Below are 23,534 nucleotides of genomic sequence, written 5' to 3' on the forward strand. Positions count from 1 at the left end.
ACTCCTTTCACAAGTCGTGTCACGGGGGGTGATGTCCGACGGCCGACCGCGCCCCCGTGTCGCCGTGGCGGAGTTCCGTCAGTCCTGCTCGTCGTCGGCGCGGCCCGGGGCGCCGCGGCCCCTGCCCCGCTCCTCGTCGTCGTTCCCGGGCTCGGCGGTGTTGAAGATCGTCACGCGGGTGCGGCGCACCAGCTCACCGCGCACCCCCGTGCCGCCGTCGGCCGGGCGGCCCCGGCGGGCCACCGCACGGCGGGCCGCCTCCAGCTCGTTGGCCAGGTGGAACACCTGCTCCCGCAGCTGCTCCACCTCGTGCTCCAGTTCCAGGATCCGCTTGATCCCGGCGAGGTTGATGCCCTCCTCCTGGGACAGCCGCTGCACCTGGCGCAGCGTCTGCACGTCGCGCATGGAGTAGCGGCGCCCGCGGCCGGACGCGCGGCCCGGCGAGACGATCCCCAGTCGGTCGTACTGGCGCAGGGTCTGCGGGTGCATCCCCGCCAGCTCCGCGGCGACCGAGATCACGTAGACCGGAGCGTCAGCGCCGAAGGAGTCGTTCACGTCGTTCACGCACCCTTCGCCCGCGTTTCGAGTCCGTCGCGCGGGTCGTAGTCGGAGGTCGCCGCGCGGAACTTCTCCAGAGCCTCGCGTGCGTCTCCGTTGAGAGTCCTCGGTACCGCCACCTCGATCGTGACGAGCATGTCGCCCGTGGTGCCGTCCTTGCGGTTCGCGCCCTTGCCGCGCACCCGCAGCTTGTGCCCGTTCTGCGTGCCCGGCGGGACCTTCACGGTCACCGGGAAGCCGTTGAGGGTGGGGATGCGCACGTCCGCGCCCAGCGCCGCCTCGGGGAAGGTCACCGGGACGGTGATCGTCACGTTGTCGCCGCTCCTGCCGAACACCGGGTGCTCCTTCACGTGGACGACGACGTAGAGGTCACCCGCCGGGCCGCCGTTCTCGCCCGGCGCGCCCTTGCCCTTGATCCTGATCCGCTGCCCGTCGGACACGCCGCCGGGGATGCGGGTCTGGACGGTGCGGGTGCTCTTGCCGCGCCCGCTGCCGTTGCAGGTGAGGCAGGGGTCGTCCACGACCAGGCCGCGGCCCTTGCACTCGCTGCACGGCTCGGACAGCGAGAAGCCGCCCAGGTTGGTGTTCTCGTGCCCGGTACCGGAGCACTTGGGGCACATCCGCGGGGCGGTGCCCGACTTGGCGCCGGTGCCCTTACAGGTGGGGCAGGCCGACTCGCTGGCCAGCTGGAAGGAGCGCGTGGCCCCCTCGGCCGCCTCGCGGAAGGTCAGTGTGGTCTCGGTCTCGACGTCGGCGCCGCGTCTGCTGCGGGTGGTCCCGCCGCGCCCGCGGCCGCCGAACAGCCCGCCGAAGAGGTCGCTCAGCCGCTCGCCGCCGCCCGCGGTCCCCGTTCCGCCCGTGCCCTGGCCGAACAGGTCGCCCATGTCGAACCCGCCGGGGCCGGTGCCGCCGCCGGGGCGGTAGGAGCTGCCGAACAGCGACCGCGCGTTGTCGTACTCCTTGCGGCGCTTCTCGTCCGACAGGACGTTGTAGGCCTCGGAGATCTCCTTGAAGCGGTCGGCCGCGCCGGGGTCGTCGGCGTTCGCGTCCGGGTGGTTCTCCCTGGCCAGTTTGCGGTAGGACTGCTTGATCTCGTCCTTCGAGGCGGTCTTTGAGACTCCCAGGACCTTGTAGTAGTCCTTCTCCAGGTAGTCCTTGGTGCTCATCGACTGGTGCCTTCCCCCGCTGGTGCCGGTTGCGTCCGATGCTTCCATGTGACCCCGCACCGTGTCGGGCCGGGGTCCGCCTCCGGCCGCGGCCGCCGCTCACGCGGGGCCGCGGCCGGAGGATCAACGGGTGGACCCGTTACCTGTCGTCTTCCCCGCCGTCGGCGCCGTCCGCGGCCGGGGACTCCCCGCCGGGGGCGTCGCCCTCGGCGGCGGAACCGGCCGCGGCCTCCGCGCCGCCGTCGGCGGGATCGCCGACGACCACGCGGGCCGGACGCAGGATCCGCTCACCGATGCGGTACCCGGGCTGGAACACCTCGATCACGGTCTGGACCGAGATGCCCGGGACGGGGACCAGGGTGAGCGCCTCGTGGAGGTTGGGGTCGAACTCGTCGTCCTTCTCCGCGTACCGCTCCAGGCCCAACTTGGTGACCACGGCCTCCAGGGCCTCGCCCACCGCCTTGAACCCGCCGTTGAGCTCGTCGTGCTCACGGGCCCGGCCGACGTCGTCCAGGATCGGCAGCAGTTCGCCGAGGACCTGGGCTGTGGCGATCTCACGGACGGCCACGCGGTCGCGGTCCACGCGCTTGCGGTAGTTGGCGTACTCCGCCTGCACCCGCTTGACGTCGTTGGTGAGCTCGACGACCCGCTCGTCCGCGTTGATCGCCTCCGACACCACCGACTCGGGGGTGTCGGGGACCTCTACGTCCTCCAGGTCGGCCTCGACGACCTCCTCCTCGGCGACCTCGGGGATCTCCTCGGTCGCGTCGCCCTCGGCCTCGGGGTTGCGGACCTGCCCGGTCTCCGGGTCGATCCGGCGGTTGTCCCGGATCACCGGCCCCTGGCGCTCCTCACCGTCGCCGGTGCCGTTGGTGTTCTCCGACGGTGCCATCTGAGACACGCCTCCTTCCTCGACTCGACCCGGGTTCAGGACTGCTGGTTGCCCTGGGTGCCCTTGTTGTCCTCGTCGACGATCTCGGCGTCCACGACGTCGGCGTCGTCGGCGGAGCTCTGGGCGCCCTGGGCGTCGCCCTCGGCGCCCTGCTGGCCCTGGCTGTAGATGGCGGAGCCGATCTTCTGGCTGGCCAGCGCGACCTTCTCGCTCGCGGTGCGGATGGCCTCCACGTCGGAGCCCTCCAGCGCGGTCTTCAGCTCGGCGACGGCGGCCTCGGTCTCGGAGCGCACGTCCGCCGGGACCTTGTCCTCGTTGTCCTTGATGACCTTCTCGGTCTGGTAGACGAGGGACTCGGCGTTGTTGCGGACCTCGGCCTCCTCGCGGCGCTTGCGGTCCTCCTCCGCGTACTGCTCGGCCTCGCGGACCATCTTGTCGATGTCGTCCTTGGACATCGCGGAGCCGCCGGAGATGGTGACGGACTGCTCCTTGCCGGTGCCCAGGTCCTTCGCGGTGACGCTGACGATGCCGTTGGCGTCGATGTCGAAGGCGACCTCGATCTGCGGGACGCCGCGCGGCGCCGGGGGCAGACCGGTCAGGTCGAAGACGCCCAGCTTCTTGTTGTACTGGGCGATGTCGCGCTCACCCTGGTACACCTGGATCTGCACGGACGGCTGGTTGTCGTCGGCCGTCGTGAAGATCTCGGAGCGCTTGGTCGGGATGGTCGTGTTGCGCTCGATGAGCTTGGTGAACACGCCGCCCTTGGTCTCGATGCCCAGCGACAGCGGGGTGACGTCCAGCAGCAGGACGTCCTTGACCTCGCCCTTGAGCACACCGGCCTGGAGCGAGGCGCCGATGGCCACGACCTCGTCCGGGTTGACGCCCTTGTTGGGGTCCTTGCCGGTCATCTCCTTGACCAGGTCCACGATGGCGGGCATACGGGTGGAGCCGCCGACCATGACCACGTGGTGGATCTGGTCCAGGCTGATCCCGGCGTCCTTGAGGACCTGCTGGAACGGGGTCTTGGTCCGCTCGACCAGGTCGGCGGTCAGGCGCTGGAACTCGGCGCGGGAGAGCTTCTCGTCCAGGTGCAGCGGGCCCTCGGCCGAGGCCGTGATGTAGGGCAGGTTGATCGCCGACTCGCTGGAGCTGGACAGCTCGATCTTGGTCTTCTCCGCGGCCTCGCGCAGGCGCTGGAGGGCCATCTTGTCCTTGGACAGGTCCACGCCGTTGGAGTTCTTGAAGCGCTCGACCAGCCAGTCGACGATGGCCTGGTCCCAGTCGTCGCCGCCCAGGTGGTTGTCGCCGTTGGTCGCCTTGACCTCCACGACGCCGTCGCCGACCTCCAGGAGGGAGACGTCGAAGGTGCCGCCACCGAGGTCGTAGACCAGGATGGTGGCCTCGTCCTCCTTCTCCAGGTGGTAGGCCAGCGCGGCCGAGGTCGGCTCGTTGATGATGCGCAGGACGTTGAGGCCCGCGATGGTGCCGGCCTCCTTGGTGGCCTGGCGCTGGGAGTCGCTGAAGTAGGCCGGGACGGTGATGACCGCGTCGGTCACGTCCTCGCCCAGGTAGGCCTCGGCGTCGCGCTTGAGCTTCTGGAGCACGAAGGCGCTGATCTGCTGGGGGTTGAAGGTCTTGTCGTCGATCTTCACCGTCCAGTCGGTGCCGATGTGGCGCTTGACCGAGCGGATGGTGCGGTCGACGTTGGTGACCGCCTGGCGCTTGGCGACCTCGCCGACGAGCACCTCACCGTTCTTGGCGAAGGCGACGACGGACGGGGTGGTACGGGCGCCCTCGGCGTTGGCGATGACCGTGGGCTCGCCGCCCTCCAGGACCGCGACACACGAGTTCGTCGTACCGAGGTCGATTCCGACCGCACGTGCCATGGTTGCTTCCTCCGTCAAAGTTGAGTCGTTCGGACGTAATTTTGCTTCGTCGGTTGAGGGCTGTCAAGTCAGTTGAGTTGACCCGACTCAAGTTGGTTCCTACGTCCTGACAACGGGCGGCCGGACCGGGATGTTCCCGACCTGGGCACTCTGATCGGGGATATGGGCGAACCCCGGGACAAGTCGGGGAGAACCTTGACCCGCAAGATCAGGGAGGGTCGGGGTTCCCCTGGGGTGGCTTCGGGGACGCGGTCGCTGGCGGCTCCGGAGGCGCGGTCACCGGAGGGGCGCCTTCCGGTCAAGCGGAGGGAAACGCCCGTGTCGCGGCGCCGGGCGTCCCCGGTCGGCGGCCGACGATGGCCCTGCCGCCGACACGCCGGTGCCGAAGCGCCGGCGCCGCCGGGCGGCGACCGCCGCGGCGGCTTCCCGCCGCGTCCGCCGTACCCCTGAAACGGAGACGCCCGTGACGTCCAAGGCCCTGCTCGCCTCCGCGCTCGCCGCCGCGGTGCTGCTGCCCGCGCTGGGCGCCGCCCCCGCGTCCGCCGAGGACGAACCGCGGTTGATCGGGGACACCACCGCGCCCGTCGTGGAGACCTCGCCGCCCGCCGCGGAGGCCCCACCGTCCACCGGGGACGCCGGGGAGTCCGGGGAGGGCTCCGGGTCCGCCGGGGACGGTTCCGCGTTCGCCGGGGAGGCCGGGGACGCCTTCTCGTCCGCGTACCGGCACAACACCTTCGAGCGCCCGGCCGCGGGCACCGCCTACACCCTCGACGAATGGGAGAAGGACGGCTGGTACGCCTCCAGCGCCAGGGGGCTGGAGGAGCGCGCCGTCATCGACGACTCGGTCCCCGCCCACGGGGGCGGGCAGTCGCTGCGCGTGCTCTACCCCGAGGGGAGGATCGGCGCGCAGGAGTCCGGCGGGCTGGCGCCGTTCCAGCTCTCCCCGGCGCGCGAGTACTACCTGTCCTTCTGGGCGCGCCTGGGCGAGGACTTCAGCTGGGGGACCACCTCGTTCGGCGGAAAGCTGGGCTTCGGGCTGGCCGGGGGCGCGGGCTGCTCGGGCGGGGACGTCTGCACGGGCGAGAACGGCTACAGCTCGCGCGTGGTCTGGCGCCGCGACGGCAAGGCGGAGCTGTACTACTACCACATGGACAAGGCGGGCGAGTTCGGCGACTCCGAGCCCCTCGTCGCGGACGGGTCCGTCGTCCACCTCCCCCGGGGCGAGTGGGTGCACATCGCCCAGCGGGTCCGCGTCAACACGGTCACCGACGGCCGGGCCGAGCCCGACGGGGAGATCGAGGTCTTCTACAACGGCGAGCCCGCCGCGCTGGTCACCGGCCTTCGCCTGGTCACCGACGACGACCTGGTGGACAAGGCCTACCTCTCGACCTTCTTCGGCGGCTCCACCGAGGGCTTCGCCCCGGCCCACGACAGCTACGTCTGGTACGACGACCTGAAGGTGTCCACCTCGCGCACCGACATCTGCGAGCTCGGCGGCTGCGCCTGAGCGCCGACGGCCCCGCCCGACCCGCTCCGCCGGGGCCCGTCCGGGGGAGGGCCCCGAGCGCCGCGCCGCCCGGGGTCCGCGCTCCGGGGAGTCGTCCACAGGCGGAGGGTGGGCGTTGTCGGAGGCCGGGCCCCTTCACGAGACTGGAAGACGGGGGGTCCCACGGCGTCCCCGGCTTCGCCGTGCCCGCGCGCCGCGCACCGTTCGCGGGGACGGACCTCGCGCTCGACCCCCGGCGCGGCCCCGTGTCCGGTCCTCCTGCGCGGTCCTCGTGCCCGGTCCTCGGGTGCGCCCCGCTGGAGGCACTCCACTGGAGGCTCCCGGAGGTCGTCCACAGCCGCGGATCCGTGGTTGTTCCACTCCCGGCGATGCCGCAACCTGGTAGTAGGGGAGAGACGGTGAAGTCACCGATACCCCCGTCGAGTCGTCCCGCGTCCGCCGTCCGCTACATATAGGACGTGCGGTGTGCCCGAGTCCCGTTCGGGCGCACCCGCGCGGTCCTGTCACACCGGTACCGGCGCCAGCGCCGGACGGCACCGGCGCGGGCGTGCCGACCGGGTTCCGCGACCCGGCGGCCCGCGGCGACGGCGGCGGGGTGTCCGTTCCGCGAGCGGTCGGGCATCCGGTGGCGACCGCGGCATTACTCGCTAGTAACATATAGTTCGACCCCCGGTGTGTGGCGCACCGGACGACGAAGCAGGATGGGAGGCCACGGACGATGCTGTACCTGACACTGGGCATCATCACCTCGGTCTTCGCCGTGGTCGCGTTCACCATGTTCGCTCTGGGCATCCGCCAGATCGTGCGAACCGTGGGTGTGGGCCGCTCGGTGGAGCCGGAGCGCAAGGGGCCGTTCGGACAGCGGTTCACCATGGCGCTCATCGAGATCCTCGGGCACGGGCGGATGCTCAAGCGGCCGTGGATCGGCGTCGCCCACTGGTTCGTCATGGTCTCGTTCCCGCTGCTGGTCTTCACCGTCGTGGAGGCCCAGGGCGAGGTCTTCGACCCGCACTTCAAGCTGCCGATCATCTACGACTGGGCCCTGTACGGCCTGGCCATCGAGCTCATCGCCGCGGCCAGCCTCGTCGGCATCGTCGGCCTGACCGTCTACCGCCTGCTCAACGGGCCCAAGCGCCTGGGCCGCCAGTCCCGGTTCACCAACTCCCGGCACTGGACGGCGTACTACGTCGAGGCCTACCTGTGGGGCCTGCTGATCTCGATCTTCGTGATCCGCGGTCTCAAGTCGGCCATGGGCGACTTCCCGTTCCCGGCCTGGGCGACGCCGATCTCCACCGGCCTCGGCGCGATCCTGCCCGGCGACCCCGCGGTCGCCGAGCCCGCCATCGCGCTGGTCGCCGCGTTCAAGCTGATCATCAGCTACCTGTTCTTCGTGGTCATCGCCCGCGTGCTCACCATGGGCATCGGCTGGCACCGCTTCCTCGCGCCGGTCAACATCTACTTCAAGCGCAACGCCGACGGGTCCCCGTCCCTGGGCGCGGCCAAGCAGATGATGGACAAGTCCGGCACCAAGCCCCTCGACTTCGAGGAGGCTGACCCCGACGAGGACCCGTTCGGCGCGGGCAAGCTGGAGGACTTCACCTGGAAGGGCCTCCTGGACTTCACCACCTGCACCGAGTGCGGGCGCTGCCAGTCCCAGTGCCCCGCCTGGAACACGGGCAAGCCGCTCTCGCCCAAGAAGGTCATCCTCGACCTCCAGCAGCACACCTACGAGAAGGCCCCGTACCTGCTCCAGGGCATCACCGAGGAGACCCTCGCCGAGAAGCCCGACGAGAGCCACGCGGGCGTGGACGTCCTCGCCCTCCTCAACCGGCCGCTGGTCGGCACCGAGGAGGAGAACGGCGTCATCCACCCCGACGAGCTGTGGGCCTGCACCAACTGCGGCGCCTGCGTCGAGCAGTGCCCGGTGGACATCGAGCACATCGACCACATCCTCGACATGCGCCGCTACCAGGTGATGGTCGAGTCCAACTTCCCGTCCGAGGCCAACACGCTCCTCAAGAACCTGGAGAACAAGGCCAACCCGTGGGGCATGGCCGAGGACCGGCGCATGGACTGGATCGAGGAGCTGGCCTCCCGGGAGGAGAACCCGGTCGAGGTGCAGGTCGTCGAGGACAAGCTCCCCGAGGGCACCGAGTACCTGTTCTGGGTCGGCTGCGCCGGTGCCCTGGAGGACCGCGCCAAGAAGACCACCAAGGCCATCGCCGAGCTGCTCGACATGGCGGGCGTCGAGTTCGCCGTGCTGGGCGGCATGGAGGCCTGCACCGGTGACCCCGCGCGCCGCCTGGGCATGGAGTACGTCTTCCAGATGCTCGCCCAGCAGAACGTGGAGACGCTGAACGAGGCCGGTGTCACCAAGATCGTGGCCAGCTGCCCGCACTGCTTCAACACGCTCGCCAACGAGTACCCGCAGCTCGGCGGTACCTACGAGGTCGTGCACCACAGCCAGCTGCTGGCCAAGCTCGTGGAGGAGGGCAGGCTCACGCCGGTCAACTCCGTGGAGGAGAACATCACCTACCACGACCCCTGCTTCCTGGGCCGCCACAACAAGGTATACACGCCGCCGCGCGACATCATGGCGCAGGTGCCGGGGGTCAAGACGCAGGAGATGCACCGCCACAAGGAGCGGGGCTTCTGCTGCGGCGCCGGCGGCGCCCGCATGTGGATGGAGGAGCGGATCGGCAAGCGCATCAACACCGAGCGGGTGGACGAGGCGCTGACCACCAACCCCGACACCGTCTCCACCGCGTGCCCGTTCTGCCAGGTCATGCTCGGCGACGCGATCAACGAGAAGAAGTCGCAGGGCGAGGCGAAGGAGACGCTGGAGGTCGTGGACGTCTCCCAGCTGCTGCTGCGCTCGGTCCGGGGCGAGGCCCCCAAGGAGGAGGCCGAGACCGCCGACGCCCAGGGCTGACGCGAGGTCCGGACCAGGGCACCGAGCCCGCGCAGGGGCCGGGGAGCCGACCGCACGGTCGGCTCCCCGGCCCCTGCGCCGTTCACCGGCGGTCCGGCGCGGCACCGTGCCCGGGACTCCGTGTCCCGACCGCGCGCTCCGGACCGTGACGGCTCGTGGGGATGGCCGGAACCGCTGACGGCGAGGAGCCGTTCAGCGACCGGGGGCAGAGCCGTTCACAGGGCCGAGGCGGCGCCGCTCATGGCCGGGGGCGGGGGCACTTCCGGACCGGGGGCGGAACCGCTCACGGCGAGGCGGCGAGGTGTTCGTCGAGGAACCCGTCCAGGCCGTGCCGGGTGACCTGGCTGGCGAACCCTCCCCAGTTGAGGTCGAACATGTGCTCCGCCCAGGGGATCTCCAGGTGCCGGTGCGGGACCCCGGCCGCGTCGAGCCGGGCGGCGAGGCGGCGGTTGTCCTCCGGGCCCACGAACAGGTCGTGGCCGGGCGTGATCAGCATCGTGGGCGGAACCTCCGGCGAGACGTACGTGATGGGCGAGCTCATCGCGTACTCCTCGGGCAGCTCCGCCACGGAGCCGCCCATCAGGCGCTCGCTCTCCTCCAGGAGGTCGCCGCCCATCGGGGAGTTGCGCTGGCGCCAGGGCAGCTCGGGCGCCTCGGCGGTACCGTCGGCCACCGCGTACCAGGCCACGACCGCGTCGACGCCGGTGTCGGGCACGTCGCAGCTCGGGGGGATCTCCTCGTCCGAGCTGTACGCGGCCAGGAGGGCGAGCAGGCCGCCCGCCGACTGGCCGGTGACGGCGATCCGGCCGGGGTCGGCCCCGTACTCCGCGGCGTGCTCGCGGGCCCAGCCGATCGCGCACTTGACGTCGGAGACCGGCACCGACCAGTCGCCGTCGGGGAAGTAGCGGTAGTCGACGTCGAACACCACGTGCCCGTTGTCGGCCAGCCACACGTCCCAGCGGGGCAGGAGGCTCTGCGGCAGGTCGTCCGCGCCTCCGTGGACGTTCACCACGATCGGTGGCGGGGCGTCCCCCCGCCGCCGCTCGGGCTCCCACACGTCCAGTTCCAGGTCCTGCGGGTCGGAGGCGTCCCCGACCGCCGACTCGCCGGTGCGCAGGTAGACGCGGGTCTCGGGTGCGCGGTCGGCGCTGGTGGCGAGTCCGGCGGCGTACTCGCCGAGGTCGAGCCGGGCTCCCTCCGCGTGTGCGGTGGACCAGATCGTCCCGGGCGGGACGAGCGCGGCGACCAGTACCGCGCCGTTGGCCGTGGCGGCCGCCGCGGCGAGGCGCCGACGCCACACCGCTCCCCTGCTTCCCGCGTCCGGACGCCGCCCGGTGCCCTCGCGGAGGCGCGGCCTCCCCGCCGCGAACAGGGCCGGGACCAGGCCGACGACGGCCAGGGCGGCGAACACCAGGCTGAACTCCAGTACCAGCAGTCCGTACTGCCACGCGTCCCAGGAGGGCGGCGGCAGCAGGACGAGCGCGGCGGCGCCCGCGCCGACAAGCGCGGTCGTGCCCGCGAGGGCGGTCGCCAGCCAGCGGGCGGCCGCGGCGGCGCGGTTCCGTCGGTCCATGGTCTCCCCTTCGAGAACTCTTTCGATACGTCCGTATCGATACGAACGTATCAGAACGGGGGGTGTGTCAGAATGTGGCCGTGCCCAGGTACGTGGACAAGGACGGACGCCGCCGACAGGTGGCCGCCGCCCTGCACCGGATCGCCGCCCGCGAGGGCCTGGAGAGTGTCAGCATCCGCACCGTGGCGGCCGAGGCCGGACTCTCCGTCGGAGCCGTCCAGCGCGACTTCGGGACCAAGGAGGCGCTTCTCCTCTTCGCCATGCACGAGGTCGTCGACGCGGTCGCCGCGCGGCTCGCCCGGGTGCGGATCGGCCCGGGGCTGCTGTCCTTCGCCGAGGGGCTGCGGCAGGTGCTCACCGACCTGCTGCCGACCGACGACGAGCGCCTGGCCGAGGCCCGCGTCTGGTCGGCGTTCTACGCCCGCGCGGCCGTGGACGCCGAGTTCGCGGAGGTCCTGGCCGGGTTCGACGTCCGGGCCCGCGCCGCTCTGCGCGCCGCCGTCGGCTGGGCGGGCGAGCAGGGGGAACTGGCCCCCGGGCAGGACCCGGACGCCCTGGTGGAACTCCTGCTGGTCCTCGTGGACGGGATCTGGCTCAGCGCCGTCCGCCAGCCCCCGGGCTCCCCGCTGGACGCCCAGCGCGCCGCGGTGGAGGCGGCGGTCGCGGCGGTCACACGCGGGTAGACGTCCCGTACGGGCAGGCGTCCCGTGCGGGGAACGTCCGCGCCGTCGGTGCGGGCGCCAGTCGGGACGGCCCGCGGGGGCGGGGGCGCCGGGAAGGTGGAGGCTCCTGCGGCCGCCTCCCGTGTGCGGTGCGGCCCCGTCGGCAGCGCCACCGCGATGGCCTCGTGGTCGCTCAGGGCCGTTTCCCTCTTCCCTTCGCGCGGCCGTACCGCCCCGGTGAGCGCGGTGCGGGGCGGCGTTCGCGGCCCCGGCCACCGCCCGCACCGGTACCGCCCCCGTGGACGCGGTGCGGGGGAGGGGCTTCCAGGGAAGGGTGATTTAGGTTAGCCTTACCTGACTGTCTTCTATTCGAGGTGGTCGCCCGTGAACGCCCCCGTTCCTCCTCCCGCCGATCGCGCCCGTTCCACCCTGGCCCGCGGCGGTCCGGTGACCGTGGCGGCGGCCTCGGACCGGTTCGGCGAGGCGGGGACCGTGTACCTGGAGGAAGCCCCCTGCCACGTGCACGCCGACGGCGCCGTGAGCCTCCTGCTGCCCGACGGCCACCCGCTCACGGACCCCCGTCCCAGGGGCCCCGTGGTGATGGCGGAGTTCACCGACCTGTCACCCGTGCTGATGCGCGACAGGGTGCGGGCGGTGCTGTGGGTGAGCGGCGCCGTGGAGGCCCTGGAGCACGCCCACGCCCGCGTACGCGCGGCCCGGCTGCCCGAGGCCGCCACCGACGACCGGCTGCTGGAGATCGGGTACGGCCTGACGATGGTGGTCCTGCGCACCACCCTGGTGGTCCAGTCCGACCACGACGGGGCCCACGTGCTCGATCCAGCCGAACTGGCCGCCGCGCGCCCCGACCCGTTCTGCCTCTGGGAGGCGCCCTGGCTGCGCCACCTCGACGAGGACCACCCGGACCTGGTGGGCGACCTGCTGGCCGCCGCTTCCGGCGCCGCGCGCGGAGGCCGACCCAGGCCCCTGGGCGTGGACCGCCTCGGGCTGCGGCTGCGGGTGGAGACCGCGCGGGGCCACCACGACGTACACCTGCCCTTCACCCGCCCGGCGCGCACCCCCGACGACGTCGCCGTCCAGGTGCACCGGCTGGCCGGACACCCCGTCCCCCAGGGCTACGACCGCGGATGAGCGGCCACCGGAAGGCGGGCGCGGCCGAGGGGTCCGAGGGCGCGGCCACGACCGCCCACCAGCGGCCGCCGCACCGGCCCGATGACATTTGTCAGTGCGCGCGCCGGTAGGTTCCCCCGTGCGGCCGGTGATAACGGCGTCTGTTCCGTGTGAGCCGTTCCGCGGGAACCTGGGGACATGACGACGACAGCGAGCACCGCAGCGACCGGCCCCGGCCGACAGGACGCCACCGGCCCGGCGGTGGTCGTCCGCGACCTCCACCAGCACTACGGCGACTTCGAGGCGGTCAAGGGGGTCTCCTTCGAGATCCACCCCGGCGAGCTCTTCGCCCTCCTCGGGACCAACGGCGCGGGCAAGACCACCACCATCGAGACGATGGAGGGCTTCCGCCGCCCCAGCTCCGGCAGTGTCCGGGTCTTCGGCCTCGACCCCTACGGCCAGCCCGCCGGAGTCCGGGAGCGCACCAACGCCGTCCTCCAGGGCAGCGGCCTGCTGGAGGACCTGACCGTCGCCGAGACCCTGCACCTGGCCCGCGACCTCGCGGCCGCGCCCAGGGACACGGACGAGACGCTGGAGCTGGTCGGCCTCGCCGACAAGCGCGGGGTCGCGGTCCGCCAGCTGTCCGGAGGGCAGAAGCGCCGCCTGGACCTGGCGCTGGCCCTGCTGACCAGGCCCGAGGTCCTGTACCTGGACGAGCCCACCACCGGCATGGACGCCGAGGGCCGCATCGAGACCTGGCGCATCGTCAACGACCTCAAGCGGGAGGGGGTGGCGGTCCTGCTCACCACCCACTACCTGGAGGAGGCCGAGCGGCTCGCCGACCGGCTGGCGATCATGCACCGCGGCGAGGTCCGCGTGGAGGGGACGATCCAGGAGGTCCTCGCGGGTTGGGGCGACCGGGTGAGCTTCGTGCTGCCCCCGAACGTGCGCACCGCCGACCTGCCCCGCGTCGAGGGCGCGGACGTCTCCGTGGAGACGCGCGGCCAGGCGCTGTGGGCCACCTACACGGTCACGCGGGGGGACGTCGAGGAGCGGGCGCACCACGCGGTGGCCGCGCTCATGTCCTGGGCCGTGGAGAACGGCACCGTCCTGCGCAGCCTCCAGGTGCGCAGCGCCTCCCTGGAGGACGTGTTCCTCCGGGTCGCCGACGGCGCCGCCGACCTGGTCTGACGCGCGCCGCAGCGCTCCGTGCCCCCCTGCCCCGCACAGTCCTTCGAGGAGACACCGCGATGACCGCGAACACCGCCGCCCCCGCCACCGACGCCACCGGCGTCCGACCCGGCGTCCGACCCGGCGTCAGCTGGGCCAGGCAGGCCGTCCGCCTGGCCCGAACCGAGTTCACCCTGTTCGCCCGGTACAAGACCGCCTGGATGTACCTGGCCCTGCCGCTCTTCTTCGCCTTCATGACCACGAACCTCCCCAATGACGAGGTCGTCCCCGGCTTCGGGATGGGGCAGATGGCCATGGTCGCCACCATCGGCTCCATCGGGCTCATCCTGGGCGTCGGCCACCCCTCCAACGTGTTCACCGCGCGGAGGGAGTCCCTGGTCCTCAAGCGGCTGCGGGTCAGCGGGGTGCCCCAGTCGGCGGTCTTCGGCGGCGTCATCGGGGCCGTGGTGGTCTTCTCCCTGGCGATCACGGTGGTGGTGGCCGCCCTGGTCCTGGTCTTCTTCGGCAGCCTTCCCCGGGACCCGCTGATGCTCGCCGTCGCGGTCGTCCTCAGCTCCGTCATGTTCTCCCTGATGGGGCTGCTCATCACCCCGATCGTCCGCAACGCCGAGTCCGCCCAGATGATCTCGATGCTGCCCATGCTGGTCCTGCTGTTCGTGGGCGGCGGACTCATCCCGCTGGAGTTCCTGCCGGAGACCGCTCGCGTGATCATCGGCTTCGTTCCGTCGGTCCCCGCCGGGGAGATGGCGCAGACCGCCTACTCCGGCTACGACGCCTTCCGGGGCTTCGGGGACGGGGAGGAGAAGGGCTACCTCGCCCTGTGGGTCGCGGCCCTGCCCTCCATCGGGATCATGCTCGCCTGGATCGCGGTGCTGGCCCTGCTGGTGCGCCGCTACTTCAGGTGGGACCCCCGCCAGCCGTAGGGCGGGCGCGGGGCGCCGGGGAGGCCGGGGACGGACGGCCTGCCCCGGCCTTCTCCCGTGCGGGTCCGGAAAGGCCTGTGGACAACCGTTCGGAGGGGGTCCGCGGCTTCTACGGTGGTTGTGGTGCGGCCGACGGCGGCCGGAGAGGAGCCGGCGGCCGCAGCGGCGCGGAGGAGAGGAGGAGCGGTGGGTTCCCAGGACACGTTCACCGCCGGGCACGGGACGGCGGACTCGGCGGTCCCCTCTCCCGTTCCAGGGGCCGACGCGGGCACGAACCCCCGTTTCCTGCGCAGGCTCCGGTTCGCGCGGTGGTGCATCCTGTGGACGCTGGGCTCGCTGGCGCTGATGGTGCCTTTCGCGCCGTTCATGGAACTGCTCCTGTCCGGGGCCCGCTCCGTCGGCTCGGAGGACGGGTTCAGGACCTGGCCTCCCGCGGTGTCCACCGCGGTCGCCCTGCTGTGCGCGCTGCTGTGCCTGTGCATGATCCGGAGCCGGGTGGACGGGAGGAGGATCGCCGACCCCCGGCTCTACTGGGGCTCGCTCGCCCTGCTCCTCCTGGCGTGCCTCCTCATGCAGGTCACTCCGTACGTCTTCCTCACCTGCACGTGTTGGTGGGGGGTGGCGGCCTTCTCCGCCCCCTGGAGGCGTTCCCTCCTCGTCGGCCTCGCCCTGCTGGTGCTGCCCTGGCTGCACCTGTCCGTCACACTGGTGGACATACCCCTCTTCGTGCTGGTGTTCTCCAGCCTGTTCTCAGTGGGCTGGACCCTCGTGATCTGGTTCGTCGCCCTGACCATGTTCCGCCTGTGGGAGGCCACGAACGAGGCTCTGGAGGGGGAGCACGCCCGCACCCGGCTGGCGGTGAGCGAGGAGCGGCTCCGGTTCGCCCAGGACATGCAGGGGGTGATCGGCCAGGGCCTGACCACGCTCGCTGTCAGGGCCAGACGGGCCGAACTGCTTCTGGGGAGTGATCCGGCGGGCTCCGCGGCCGAGATCGAGGAGGTCCACGAACTGGCCCGCCGGGTGCTCCAGCAGGTGAGGTCGGCGGTCAGCGGCTACCGGGGTGTGGACCTGGCCGCGGAGGTGGAGTCGATCGGCGCGGTCCTGCGCGCCAACGGCACCGAGACCGTCGTCACCGGAACGGCGGCCCCGGAACAGTTCCCGGCCGCGGCCGGAATCGCCGCCTGGGTGGTGCGCGAGGGGGCCACCAACATCCTGCGGCACAGCGACGCCCGCCGCTGCCGGATCTCCTTCTCCGTGGACGGGGAAGCCGGGCACGGGGGGAGGGCACTGGTGGTCGAGGTGTCCAACGACCGGGCGCGCGGCGGCCCGGAGGACGGCGCGGCCTCGGCCAGCGGTCTGGCCGGGCTCTCCGAACGTGTCGTACGGGAGGGTGGCACACTGTCGGCGAACCGTACCCACGACGGCGGTTTCCTGCTCAGAGCCGTCCTCCCGCTGCCCGACGGGACCCGACACACCGAGGAGTCACGTTGAGCGATCACGGCACGCCCTCCGCCGAGTACACGGCCTCCGACCGGGAGGGCGACCGCAGGGTCCGCTTCGCCCGGCGCATCGTCATCGTCTCGGTGGGCTTCACCGCGCTGCTCGTCGTGGGGATGCCCCTGGTGGACGTCGTCACGGCCGCGGCCTCGGACTGGCCCCTGTGGCGCTCCCTGACCGGGGTGGTCGCCTCCGTGCCGATCGCCGTGCTGCTGATCGTGATGCTCCGGGCCAGGCTGGACGGTCGGCGCAAGCCGGACCCGCGCGCCTACTGGACCTCGCTCGGCCTGATCGTCGTGGTCGTCCTGTGCCTCCAGGAGCCGATCAACACCGTGTTCTTCCTGGCCGCGTGGTGGGGGACCGGGGTCTTCCTCGCCCCGCGCAGGCGCAGCGCGTACGTCACAGCCGCCCTGCTGGCGCTGCCCTGGCTCGCGGTCCCGTTCTACGGGTTCGAGACGCAGTTCCAGCCGCTCCTCTACCTGCTGGTGTGGCTGGTGATGGTCTTCAGCGGGCTGATGTTCGCCGGGGCCTCGCTCTCCATGATCTGGCTGTGGGACATCAGCCGCGAGGCCGTCGCGGGACAGCGGGCCCGCGCCCAGCTCGCGGTGAGCGAGGAGCGGCTCCGCTTCGCCCGCGACATGCACGACCTGCTCGGGCACAGCCTCTCCGCGCTCGCGGTCAAGGCCCAGCTGGCCGGACGGCTCGTGGAGCGGGACCCCGAGCGGGCGGGCGCGGAGATGGCGGAGGTGCAGGTGCTCGCCAGACAGGCGCTCCAACAGGTGAGGTCGGCGGTCAGCGGCTACCGGGAGGTCGACCTGGCGGGCGAGACGGAGGCCGTCCGCGCGGTGCTCGACGCGGGGGGAACCAGGGCGGTCGCCACCGGGCTGGAGGGGCTGGACCTGCCGCCGCGGACCGCCGCGCTCGCCGCCTGGGTGGTGCGCGAGGGCGGCACGAACGTCCTGCGGCACAGCGACGCCAACGAGTGCCAGATCAGCTTCACCCTCGCCCGCGACAGCGCCGTGGGCCCCCGGACGCTCGTGGTCGAGGTGTTCAACGACCGCGCCCGGGGCGGCGGCCAGGACGGGAGGGAGTCGGGCAACGGGCTCGCCGGTCTGTCCGAGCGGGTCGCCATGGGCGGCGGCACCCTCTCCGCGGCCCGCACTCCGGAGGGGGGCTTCCTGCTCCGCGCCGTCCTGCCGCTCTGACGTGCCGCTTCAGCGCGTGCCCACCGAGTCGAAGGCCGTGTCGATGTCCTCGCTGGCGCCCTCCCCGCCCGCGGTGTTCACCCCGAGCATGAACGCGCCCCGGCCGTCGTCCAGCTCCACGATCACGAAGCGGCCGTAGGTGTCCCCCGAGTCGCTGCCCATGGTCGCCCCGAAGGCGGGCAGCCCGTCCACGTCGGTCTGCCCGGAGGGCTCGGCCCACACGCCGCCCTCGGCGGCCAGGTCGGCGGCCAAGTCCACGGCCAGTCGCACCCCGGCCACCGCGATCGGCTCCACCGAACCGAGTTCCTCGGTGCCGGTGACGATGACCGCGTCCGGGTCCTCGGCCGGGCCGAGGACCGCGTAGGAGGTGTACTCCGAGGGGACCTCCCCGTCGCCGAGTCTGTGCCACTCCTCACCGGGGAGTTCGTAGGCCAGTCCGGCCGGGGGGTCCGCGGCGGTGTCCCCGCCGTCCGCCGGGTCCCGCGGGGTGTCCTCCGTGTCCCCTGCGCCGCCTCCGCCGTCGGCCGCGTCGCCGCCCTCCTCGGCGGACTCCGGAGCCGAACCGGACAGGGGCCCGCCGTCGGAGAGGAACCAGCCGAGTCCGGCCGCGGTGGCCAGCAGGAAGGCGAAGGTCACGACGAGGGCGATGGTGAGGGTGACCCGACGGGCGTTGTCGGGCTCGCGGCCGTCCGTGCGGGGGCGCGGACCGACGCGGTGTCGGTCGCCGCGGTCCGGCCTGTCCGGTCCTGGTGGCATCAGGGGCTCCTGTGTGCTGCTGGGGGGTTCCCGGGGCCGGGGCCCACAGAAGCACTACCCAGACCGGGGCGCGCGGAGACGGGCCGCCGTGGCCGGATCGGGCCGCCACCGGACAGCGCGGTCGGTCAGCTCGGTTGGGCAGTGCGAATGGACAACGCGGCCGGGTGGCGCCGCCCGGCAGCGCGGATGGACGACGCGGTCGCGGGCGGCGCGGTCAGCCGGTGCGGCCGGACTCCGTCCCCCCGGGCAGGCCGGAGGGGCCTCCCGGCCGTGGGCGGGGAGGGGACGGACGGCCTCAGACGTGCCAGGGGGCGAGGGGCAGCGGGGACCACAGGACGTGGGGCTCGGGCACGTCGCGGGGCGCGGGCAGCACCGCGGGCGGCAGCCGGTACTCGGCCGGGAGCGGATCGGTGGACCACGAGCGCCGCGTGCCGGGGTCCTCGTCGCGCGGTCGGACGACGTGGCCGGGCACGGGGCCCGCCGCCCGGGGAGGCTGCTCGGGGACCGGGTCGTGGACGTTCGCCGTCCCGTCGGCGGGTCCGGACCCGCCGCGGGGAAGGGGGCCGCCGGGACGGGCCGCTTCGGCGGGGACCGCGGGCGTCCCGGACAGCCCGAGCACCCGGTCGATCTCCTCGGGGCTGAGCGGGCGGTCGGCGTCGGCCACCGCGATGAGCACCTCGGCGTACAGTTCGATCTCGTCCAGCGCGACGTGGTCGTGGAGGTGGTCGTGCAGGTCGAGGCTGTGGTTCACGTGAGCTCACCCCCTGAGACAACGGTGTCGCGGCAGGACGGGACACCCCGCGCCGGAGTGCCGTGGGTACGGGTGCGACGGATCCGGACCCACGCGGACGTGAGGAGTACCAGGCTACGCGCAGGGCGGGCCGGTGCGCATGACCCGTGAGGACCAGGCGGCGGAGTCACCCGGGTTAGCCAGGAGGGGGCCCCACCTGGGCGGGCGCGGTGCTTTCGGGCCACCGCGCCGGGTGCCCCGGGCACGACTTTCGTCCCCACCCGGCGTGGCGCTAGGCCCAGGTGACGTCCTGGTGCTGGGCGGCGAGCGCCGCGTAGTGGGCCGGAGTGTGCTGGAGCACCAGCCGGTCGTTGTCGTTGAGCTCACGCACCACCTTGCCGGGCACCCCCGCCCACAGCGTGTCCGGCGGGACGGTCTTGCCCGGCGGCACGAGGGAGCCCGCCGCGACCAGGGCGCCCCGGCCGACGCGGGCGCCGCCCAGCACGATGGCGCCGATGCCGATGAGCGCGCCCTCCTCCACGACCGCGCCGTGCACCATCGCCTTGTGGCCAAGGCTCACGTCGTCGTGCAGGATCACGGGCTCACCGGGATCGGAGTGCAGGCCGCACTGGTCCTGGATGTTGACCCGGTCACCGACGACGACGTCCTCGGTGTCGGCGCGCAGCACCGACCCGTACCACACGCTGCTCCGGGCGCCCAGGCGCACGCGGCCGACCACCACCGCGCCGGGCGCGATCCACGCGCTCGGGTGGACCTCCGGTCGTCCGAAGTCCGCTCCGCCCACGCGGGGCCCCGCGGGCCCGCCTTCCGTGCGGCCGTTGTCCATCTCGTGGCCCTCCCTGCGTCTCGTACCGCCGTGTCCGTCTCCCCCGGGAGGGGGCGGATCAGCGGGAAGTTGACCGCTCTGCCCCCGTACGGGGATGATCGCGCATACCTTAGTAAGAACGTGACCGGGGTCCGCACGGCGATGTCCGGTCGGGGATCTTGACGCGGCCGCGCCGCGCGTGTCTACCTTGGTCGCCTGGACGGTGTCCACGGCGTTACGCTCCGCTCCCGACCGGTGCCCCCAGGCGGTCGAGCCGGTATGCAGAAAAGGGCACTATCGGGCGTATGTCGCTAACGAGACCGGTCAGGTGTCGTGGTGACAATGGGTACGGGTCAACTCGCACCTTCTGCGTCGTACAGTCACAACGGTGTAAGGACATGAAGGGCACATGAGCGATATGTTGCCGGGCGGCGGACTCCAGCAGGACAGGTTTCCGACGGTGCGCAAGGGCGGCTACGACAAGGCGCACGTCGACGACTACTTCGTGCGGACGGACAACCAGGTCAAGAGTCTGCGCGAGCGCCTCCAGCGGCTGGACGACGAGCTGGAGCAGTACAAGCGCGACCTCGCCATCGCCCGCGAGAAGGCGCAGGTCAAGCCGGAGCACGAGCAGATCAGCGAGCGCATGGCCGAGATCCTGCGCATCGCCGAGGAGGAGGCCCAGGAGCGCCGCTCCAAGGTCGAGTCCGAGGTGAAGGAGGCCGAGAAGAAGGCCCAGGACGAGATCGCCAAGTACCGCAAGGACGCCGAGGAGCACGCCGAGCGGATCCTGTCCTCCGCGCGCTCGGAGGCCCACTCGATGGTCGACAGCGCCAAGAAGGAGTCCGACCAGCTCCGGGAACAGGCCAAGCAGGAGGGCGAGCGCCGCCTGAACGAGGCCGAGGCGCGCGCGAAGAAGATCCACGACACCGCGGACCGCAGGCTCGCCACCCTCACCGCCACGCACGCCGAGGCGCTGCGCCGCCTCAAGGACATGCACTCGACCCTGGCCGACCTGGTCGCGGCCGAGGACAAGGCGGGCGCGCTGGAGAGCGGGCTCTCCCGCGACGAGGTGGCCGCCGCGTCCGCCCCGGCCAAGCCGGCCCCGGCCAAGCCCGCCGCGGCGGCCAAGGCCCCCGAGCGCGCCGCGGAGCCCTCCCGGCCCCAGCCCCGCCCCGAGGCGGCCGCGCCCGCTCCGGCCAAGCCGGCCCCGGACGCGCCCGGGGACAAGGACGAGGCCACCACCAAGCTGCCTCCGCTCCAGCAGCAGCCGGACGAGGCGACCGTGCGCATCAGGCCGGTGGCCAAGCCGGAGCAGACCGGCCAGGACCCGGCGGGGAACTCCTCCCCGAAGGACCAGGCCCAGTCCGCTCCCCGCCCCCCGCAGGGCGCCCGCTTCACCGGTCCCGCCCCCGAGGGCGACCAGAAGCCGCAGCCCGGCCCGCAGCAGCCGCAGTCCGGTCCGCAGCAGGGCCAGAAGGGCCAGGAGCAGGGCGGCGATCCGGGCATCACCGGTATCTACCGCCACCCGGAGTCCGGCCACAACCAGCCGCCCAAGGGCGAGGACGGCGTCCGGGTCATCCGCAAGCCCTGACCCCGCGGTTCCGCCCGGACGGGAGCGCCCGGGGAGCCCTCCCCGGCCAGTCCTCTCCGGGCCCGCGGCGAGCCCTCGCGGCGCACCGGTCCGGAACGCGATCCGGGGGTGGGGACCACGTCCCCGCCCCCGGCGTTTTGTGGCCCGATGTAGGGTGACGTCCGCCTTGTCGCAGGCTGTCGGCTACGATGCCGACAGCCATGATTATCCGCGCGGCCATCCGGTCGGACCTCGGTGCGATTCTGCGTCTTCTCAGGGAACTCGGCGACACCACCCACGCGCAGAGCGCGCACGTTCGCATGTCCTCCGCCGCCGTACGCGCCTGGACGCGGATGGAGAACGACCCCGACCGCACGATCCTCGTCGCCGAGCAACGCGGCCAGATCATCGGCACCCTGGACCTGCTGGTCGTGGCCAACCTGACCCACGACGCCCAGCCCTGGGCCGTGGTGGACAACCTCGTGGTCGACCCCCTGGCCCGGGGCCGGGGCATCGGCCGGGCGCTCATGGAGGACGCGCTCGACCGCGCCACGCGGGCCGGGTGCTACAAGGTGGAGCTGCTGGCGCACGAGAACGGCCAGGACGTCCACCGGTTCCACACCGCGCTGGGCTTCGACAGCTCCGCCGAGGGCTTCCGCCGCTACCTGTGACCCGCGGGCGTCAGCGCTTGGCCGCCGAGCCCCCGCTCAGCGGCACACCCCGCATGAACACCACGGTGACCAGCCCGATCACGGCGATCGGGATCCCCGCCAGGAACACGCCCTGCATGGCGTGGTCGAAGGCGCCCACGACCACCTCGCGGACCGGCTCCGGCAGCGAGTGCACCAGTTCGGGGGAGCCCTGCGCGGCCTCGGCCGCCTCCGACAGCCCGACCGACAGCTCCCGCGCCCCCGAGTCGGTCCCGGCCGCGGCGTCCGCCGCCACCCGGGCCCGCGCGTCGGCCGACGCCTGGGCCAGCTCGCCGTTGAGCCGTCCCACCATCACCGCGCCGAACGCGGCCACGCCGGTGGCGCCGCCCAGGTTGCGGAAGAACACGACCGAGGCCGTGCCCGTGGCCATGTCCGCCAGGGGCAGGGCGCTCTGCGTCGCCAGCAGCAGGATCTGCATGCACAGGCCCAGCCCCAGGCCGACCATCACCTGGCCCGCGACCACCGTGGTCAGCCCGGTGTCCAGATAGGCCAGGCTGAGGGCGGCGAACCCGAACAGGCACAGGGCCATGCCCGTGACCGGGTAGGCCTTCCACCGGCCGCTGCCGCCCACCGCGTAGCCGGAGCCGATCGAGGTGAGCAGGAACGAAGCCACCAGCGGCAGCGTCATCAGGCCCGACACGGTCGGCGTCATGCCGTGCACCATCTGGAGGTACTGCGGCATGTAGATGATCAGGCCGAACATCATCATCCCGACGCAGGCCGACCCGAGCGAGGACAGTACGAACGTCCGGTCGCCGAACAGGCGTGCCGGGATGATCGGCTCCCGCGCCCGCCGCTCGACCACCACGGCCGCGGCCGTGAGCAGGAGGGCCCCGGCGCCCAGGGCGTAGGACAGCGGCGAGTTCCACGGGAACTGTGTGCCGCCCAGGCTGAGCAGCACGATCACGGTGCTCGCGGCGCTGAAGATCAGCCCGGCGCCCAGCCAGTCCACGGGCGCGTCGCGGCGGGGGACGAAGGGCATGGTGAACATGAACTGGATGACGACGAAGGCGAACAGGGCCAGCGGCACGGTGATGAGGAAGCACCACCGCCAGCCGAGCGGACTGTCCACCAGGAACCCGCCCACCAGCGGCCCCAGCACGGTGGACACCCCGAACACCATGCCGATGAGTCCGCTGTAGCGGCCGCGCTCGCGGGGCGGGACCACGTCTCCCAGGATGATGTTGGGCAGTGTGGCCAGACCGCCGACGCCCAGCCCCTGGAGGGCGCGGGCCGCGATCAGCCAGTTGATGTCCTGCGCCAGGCCCGCGGCGACCGAGGCCACGATGAAGATGCCCAGGGCCAGCTGGAAGAGGAGCTTGCGCCCCCAGACGTCGGAGAGCTTGCCCCACACGGGGGTGGAGGCCGTCATCGTGAGCAGGGCGGCCGTGGCGACCCAGGCCAGGCGGTCCTGGCCGCCCAGCTCCCCCATGATCGTCGGCAGGGCGGTGCCCACGATGGAGTTGGTGAGCATCGAGGTGAGCATGGCCAGGACCAGGCCGACCATGATGCGGCGCACCACGCGGCGCGAGGGCAGCCCGGGGGCCTCGTCGGCGGCGGAGACGGCCGGGACGTCCGCCGCGGGGGCGTCCCCGGGTGGGGCGTCCCCGGGTGGGGAGTCCGTCAGCGGTGTTTCGGTGAGGGGATCATCGCAGGTCCGCGTCCGCGCGACCGCCCGGGGTTCGACGCCCGGGGGAGTGTCCCCGGCTCCGGCTCCTCCACGCAACGACTGTTCCACACAAGCCCCCGATCACGGACGCACAAAAGGCCCCGCGGCGTGCTGCCGGGGGCGTCGTCCTGTCCTCAGGTATATGTAAAC

The 23,534-nt window shown here is 72.6% G+C and carries 19 protein-coding genes; 10 read left to right on the forward strand and 9 right to left on the reverse strand.

What is annotated here, in order from left to right; genetic code table 11:
- Window positions 1–78 precede the first annotated feature (78 nt).
- The 4 genes from NDAS_RS27070 to dnaK form a co-directional block, all read right to left on the reverse strand.
- The gene (locus tag NDAS_RS27070) at window positions 79–564 is read right to left on the reverse strand and encodes a heat shock protein transcriptional repressor HspR (RefSeq protein WP_013156454.1); all 486 of its coding nucleotides are present in this window, start codon (window positions 562–564) and stop codon (window positions 79–81) included.
- Complete coding sequence (gene dnaJ, locus NDAS_RS27075; protein WP_013156455.1) at window positions 561–1,724, reverse strand: molecular chaperone DnaJ; 1,164 nt, start codon at window positions 1,722–1,724, stop codon at window positions 561–563. Before dnaJ ends, NDAS_RS27070 begins: the two co-directional genes overlap by 4 nt.
- A gap of 139 nt (window positions 1,725–1,863) precedes the next feature.
- Entirely contained in the window at window positions 1,864–2,616 is a 753-nt protein-coding gene (gene grpE, locus NDAS_RS27080; protein WP_013156456.1) for a nucleotide exchange factor GrpE, read from the reverse strand.
- Window positions 2,617–2,651: 35 nt separating this feature from the next.
- Window positions 2,652–4,502: a molecular chaperone DnaK gene (dnaK, locus tag NDAS_RS27085; RefSeq protein WP_013156457.1), complete on the reverse strand. Its 1,851-nt coding sequence runs from the start codon at window positions 4,500–4,502 to the stop codon at window positions 2,652–2,654.
- A gap of 463 nt (window positions 4,503–4,965) precedes the next feature.
- Here dnaK and NDAS_RS27090 point away from each other — a divergent pair, with 463 nt between their 5' ends.
- Window positions 4,966–6,009, forward strand: a complete 1,044-nt coding sequence (locus NDAS_RS27090) for a polysaccharide lyase (RefSeq protein WP_013156458.1) — start codon at window positions 4,966–4,968, stop codon at window positions 6,007–6,009.
- Between the two features lie 718 nt (window positions 6,010–6,727).
- Window positions 6,728–8,941: a (Fe-S)-binding protein gene (locus NDAS_RS27095; RefSeq protein ID WP_013156459.1), complete on the forward strand. Its 2,214-nt coding sequence runs from the start codon at window positions 6,728–6,730 to the stop codon at window positions 8,939–8,941.
- 283 nt (window positions 8,942–9,224) lie between these two features.
- On the opposite strand, the gene NDAS_RS27100 is transcribed toward NDAS_RS27095, so the two are convergent.
- Entirely contained in the window at window positions 9,225–10,514 is a 1,290-nt protein-coding gene (locus NDAS_RS27100) for an alpha/beta hydrolase (RefSeq protein ID WP_013156460.1), read from the reverse strand.
- Window positions 10,515–10,588: 74 nt separating this feature from the next.
- Here NDAS_RS27100 and NDAS_RS27105 point away from each other — a divergent pair, with 74 nt between their 5' ends.
- From NDAS_RS27105 to NDAS_RS27130, 6 genes are all read left to right on the forward strand, one after another.
- Window positions 10,589–11,197 (forward strand): TetR/AcrR family transcriptional regulator, encoded by a 609-nt coding sequence (locus NDAS_RS27105; RefSeq protein ID WP_013156461.1) that lies wholly within the window; start codon window positions 10,589–10,591, stop codon window positions 11,195–11,197.
- A gap of 363 nt (window positions 11,198–11,560) precedes the next feature.
- Window positions 11,561–12,325: a DUF2470 domain-containing protein gene (locus tag NDAS_RS27110; RefSeq protein WP_013156462.1), complete on the forward strand. Its 765-nt coding sequence runs from the start codon at window positions 11,561–11,563 to the stop codon at window positions 12,323–12,325.
- Window positions 12,326–12,502: 177 nt separating this feature from the next.
- The gene (locus tag NDAS_RS27115) at window positions 12,503–13,495 is read left to right on the forward strand and encodes an ABC transporter ATP-binding protein (protein WP_013156463.1); all 993 of its coding nucleotides are present in this window, start codon (window positions 12,503–12,505) and stop codon (window positions 13,493–13,495) included.
- Between the two features lie 59 nt (window positions 13,496–13,554).
- A complete protein-coding gene (locus tag NDAS_RS27120; protein WP_013156464.1) occupies window positions 13,555–14,418 on the forward strand; it encodes an ABC transporter permease in 864 nt (287 codons plus the stop codon).
- Between the two features lie 186 nt (window positions 14,419–14,604).
- Window positions 14,605–15,909 (forward strand): sensor histidine kinase, encoded by a 1,305-nt coding sequence (locus NDAS_RS27125; protein WP_013156465.1) that lies wholly within the window; start codon window positions 14,605–14,607, stop codon window positions 15,907–15,909.
- On the forward strand, window positions 15,906–17,120 hold the full coding sequence (locus NDAS_RS27130; protein WP_013156466.1) for a sensor histidine kinase: 1,215 nt from the start codon (window positions 15,906–15,908) through the stop codon (window positions 17,118–17,120). Before NDAS_RS27125 ends, NDAS_RS27130 begins: the two co-directional genes overlap by 4 nt.
- A 9-nt stretch (window positions 17,121–17,129) precedes the next feature.
- Here the strand turns inward: NDAS_RS27130 and NDAS_RS27135 are convergent, their stop codons facing one another.
- From NDAS_RS27135 to NDAS_RS27145, 3 genes are all read right to left on the reverse strand, one after another.
- On the reverse strand, window positions 17,130–17,876 hold the full coding sequence (locus tag NDAS_RS27135) for a hypothetical protein (protein WP_013156467.1): 747 nt from the start codon (window positions 17,874–17,876) through the stop codon (window positions 17,130–17,132).
- A gap of 295 nt (window positions 17,877–18,171) precedes the next feature.
- Window positions 18,172–18,627 carry a hypothetical protein gene (locus tag NDAS_RS27140; protein ID WP_013156468.1) on the reverse strand — a complete coding sequence of 152 codons (456 nt, stop codon included), beginning with the start codon at window positions 18,625–18,627 and terminating at the stop codon, window positions 18,172–18,174.
- Window positions 18,628–18,898: 271 nt separating this feature from the next.
- Window positions 18,899–19,453: a gamma carbonic anhydrase family protein gene (locus NDAS_RS27145; RefSeq protein ID WP_013156469.1), complete on the reverse strand. Its 555-nt coding sequence runs from the start codon at window positions 19,451–19,453 to the stop codon at window positions 18,899–18,901.
- Between the two features lie 397 nt (window positions 19,454–19,850).
- On the opposite strand from NDAS_RS27145, the gene NDAS_RS27150 reads away from it, so the two are divergent.
- Both NDAS_RS27150 and NDAS_RS27155 read left to right on the forward strand, forming a co-directional pair.
- A complete protein-coding gene (locus NDAS_RS27150; protein WP_041553466.1) occupies window positions 19,851–21,026 on the forward strand; it encodes an ATP synthase F0 subunit B in 1,176 nt (391 codons plus the stop codon).
- A gap of 200 nt (window positions 21,027–21,226) precedes the next feature.
- The gene (locus tag NDAS_RS27155; protein WP_019609259.1) at window positions 21,227–21,676 is read left to right on the forward strand and encodes a GNAT family N-acetyltransferase; all 450 of its coding nucleotides are present in this window, start codon (window positions 21,227–21,229) and stop codon (window positions 21,674–21,676) included.
- Window positions 21,677–21,686: 10 nt separating this feature from the next.
- On the opposite strand, the gene NDAS_RS27160 is transcribed toward NDAS_RS27155, so the two are convergent.
- Entirely contained in the window at window positions 21,687–23,441 is a 1,755-nt protein-coding gene (locus NDAS_RS27160; RefSeq protein ID WP_013156472.1) for an MDR family MFS transporter, read from the reverse strand.
- Window positions 23,442–23,534 lie beyond the last annotated feature (93 nt).

Source organism: Nocardiopsis dassonvillei subsp. dassonvillei DSM 43111, from assembly GCF_000092985.1.
GTDB lineage: Bacteria > Actinomycetota > Actinomycetes > Streptosporangiales > Streptosporangiaceae > Nocardiopsis > Nocardiopsis dassonvillei.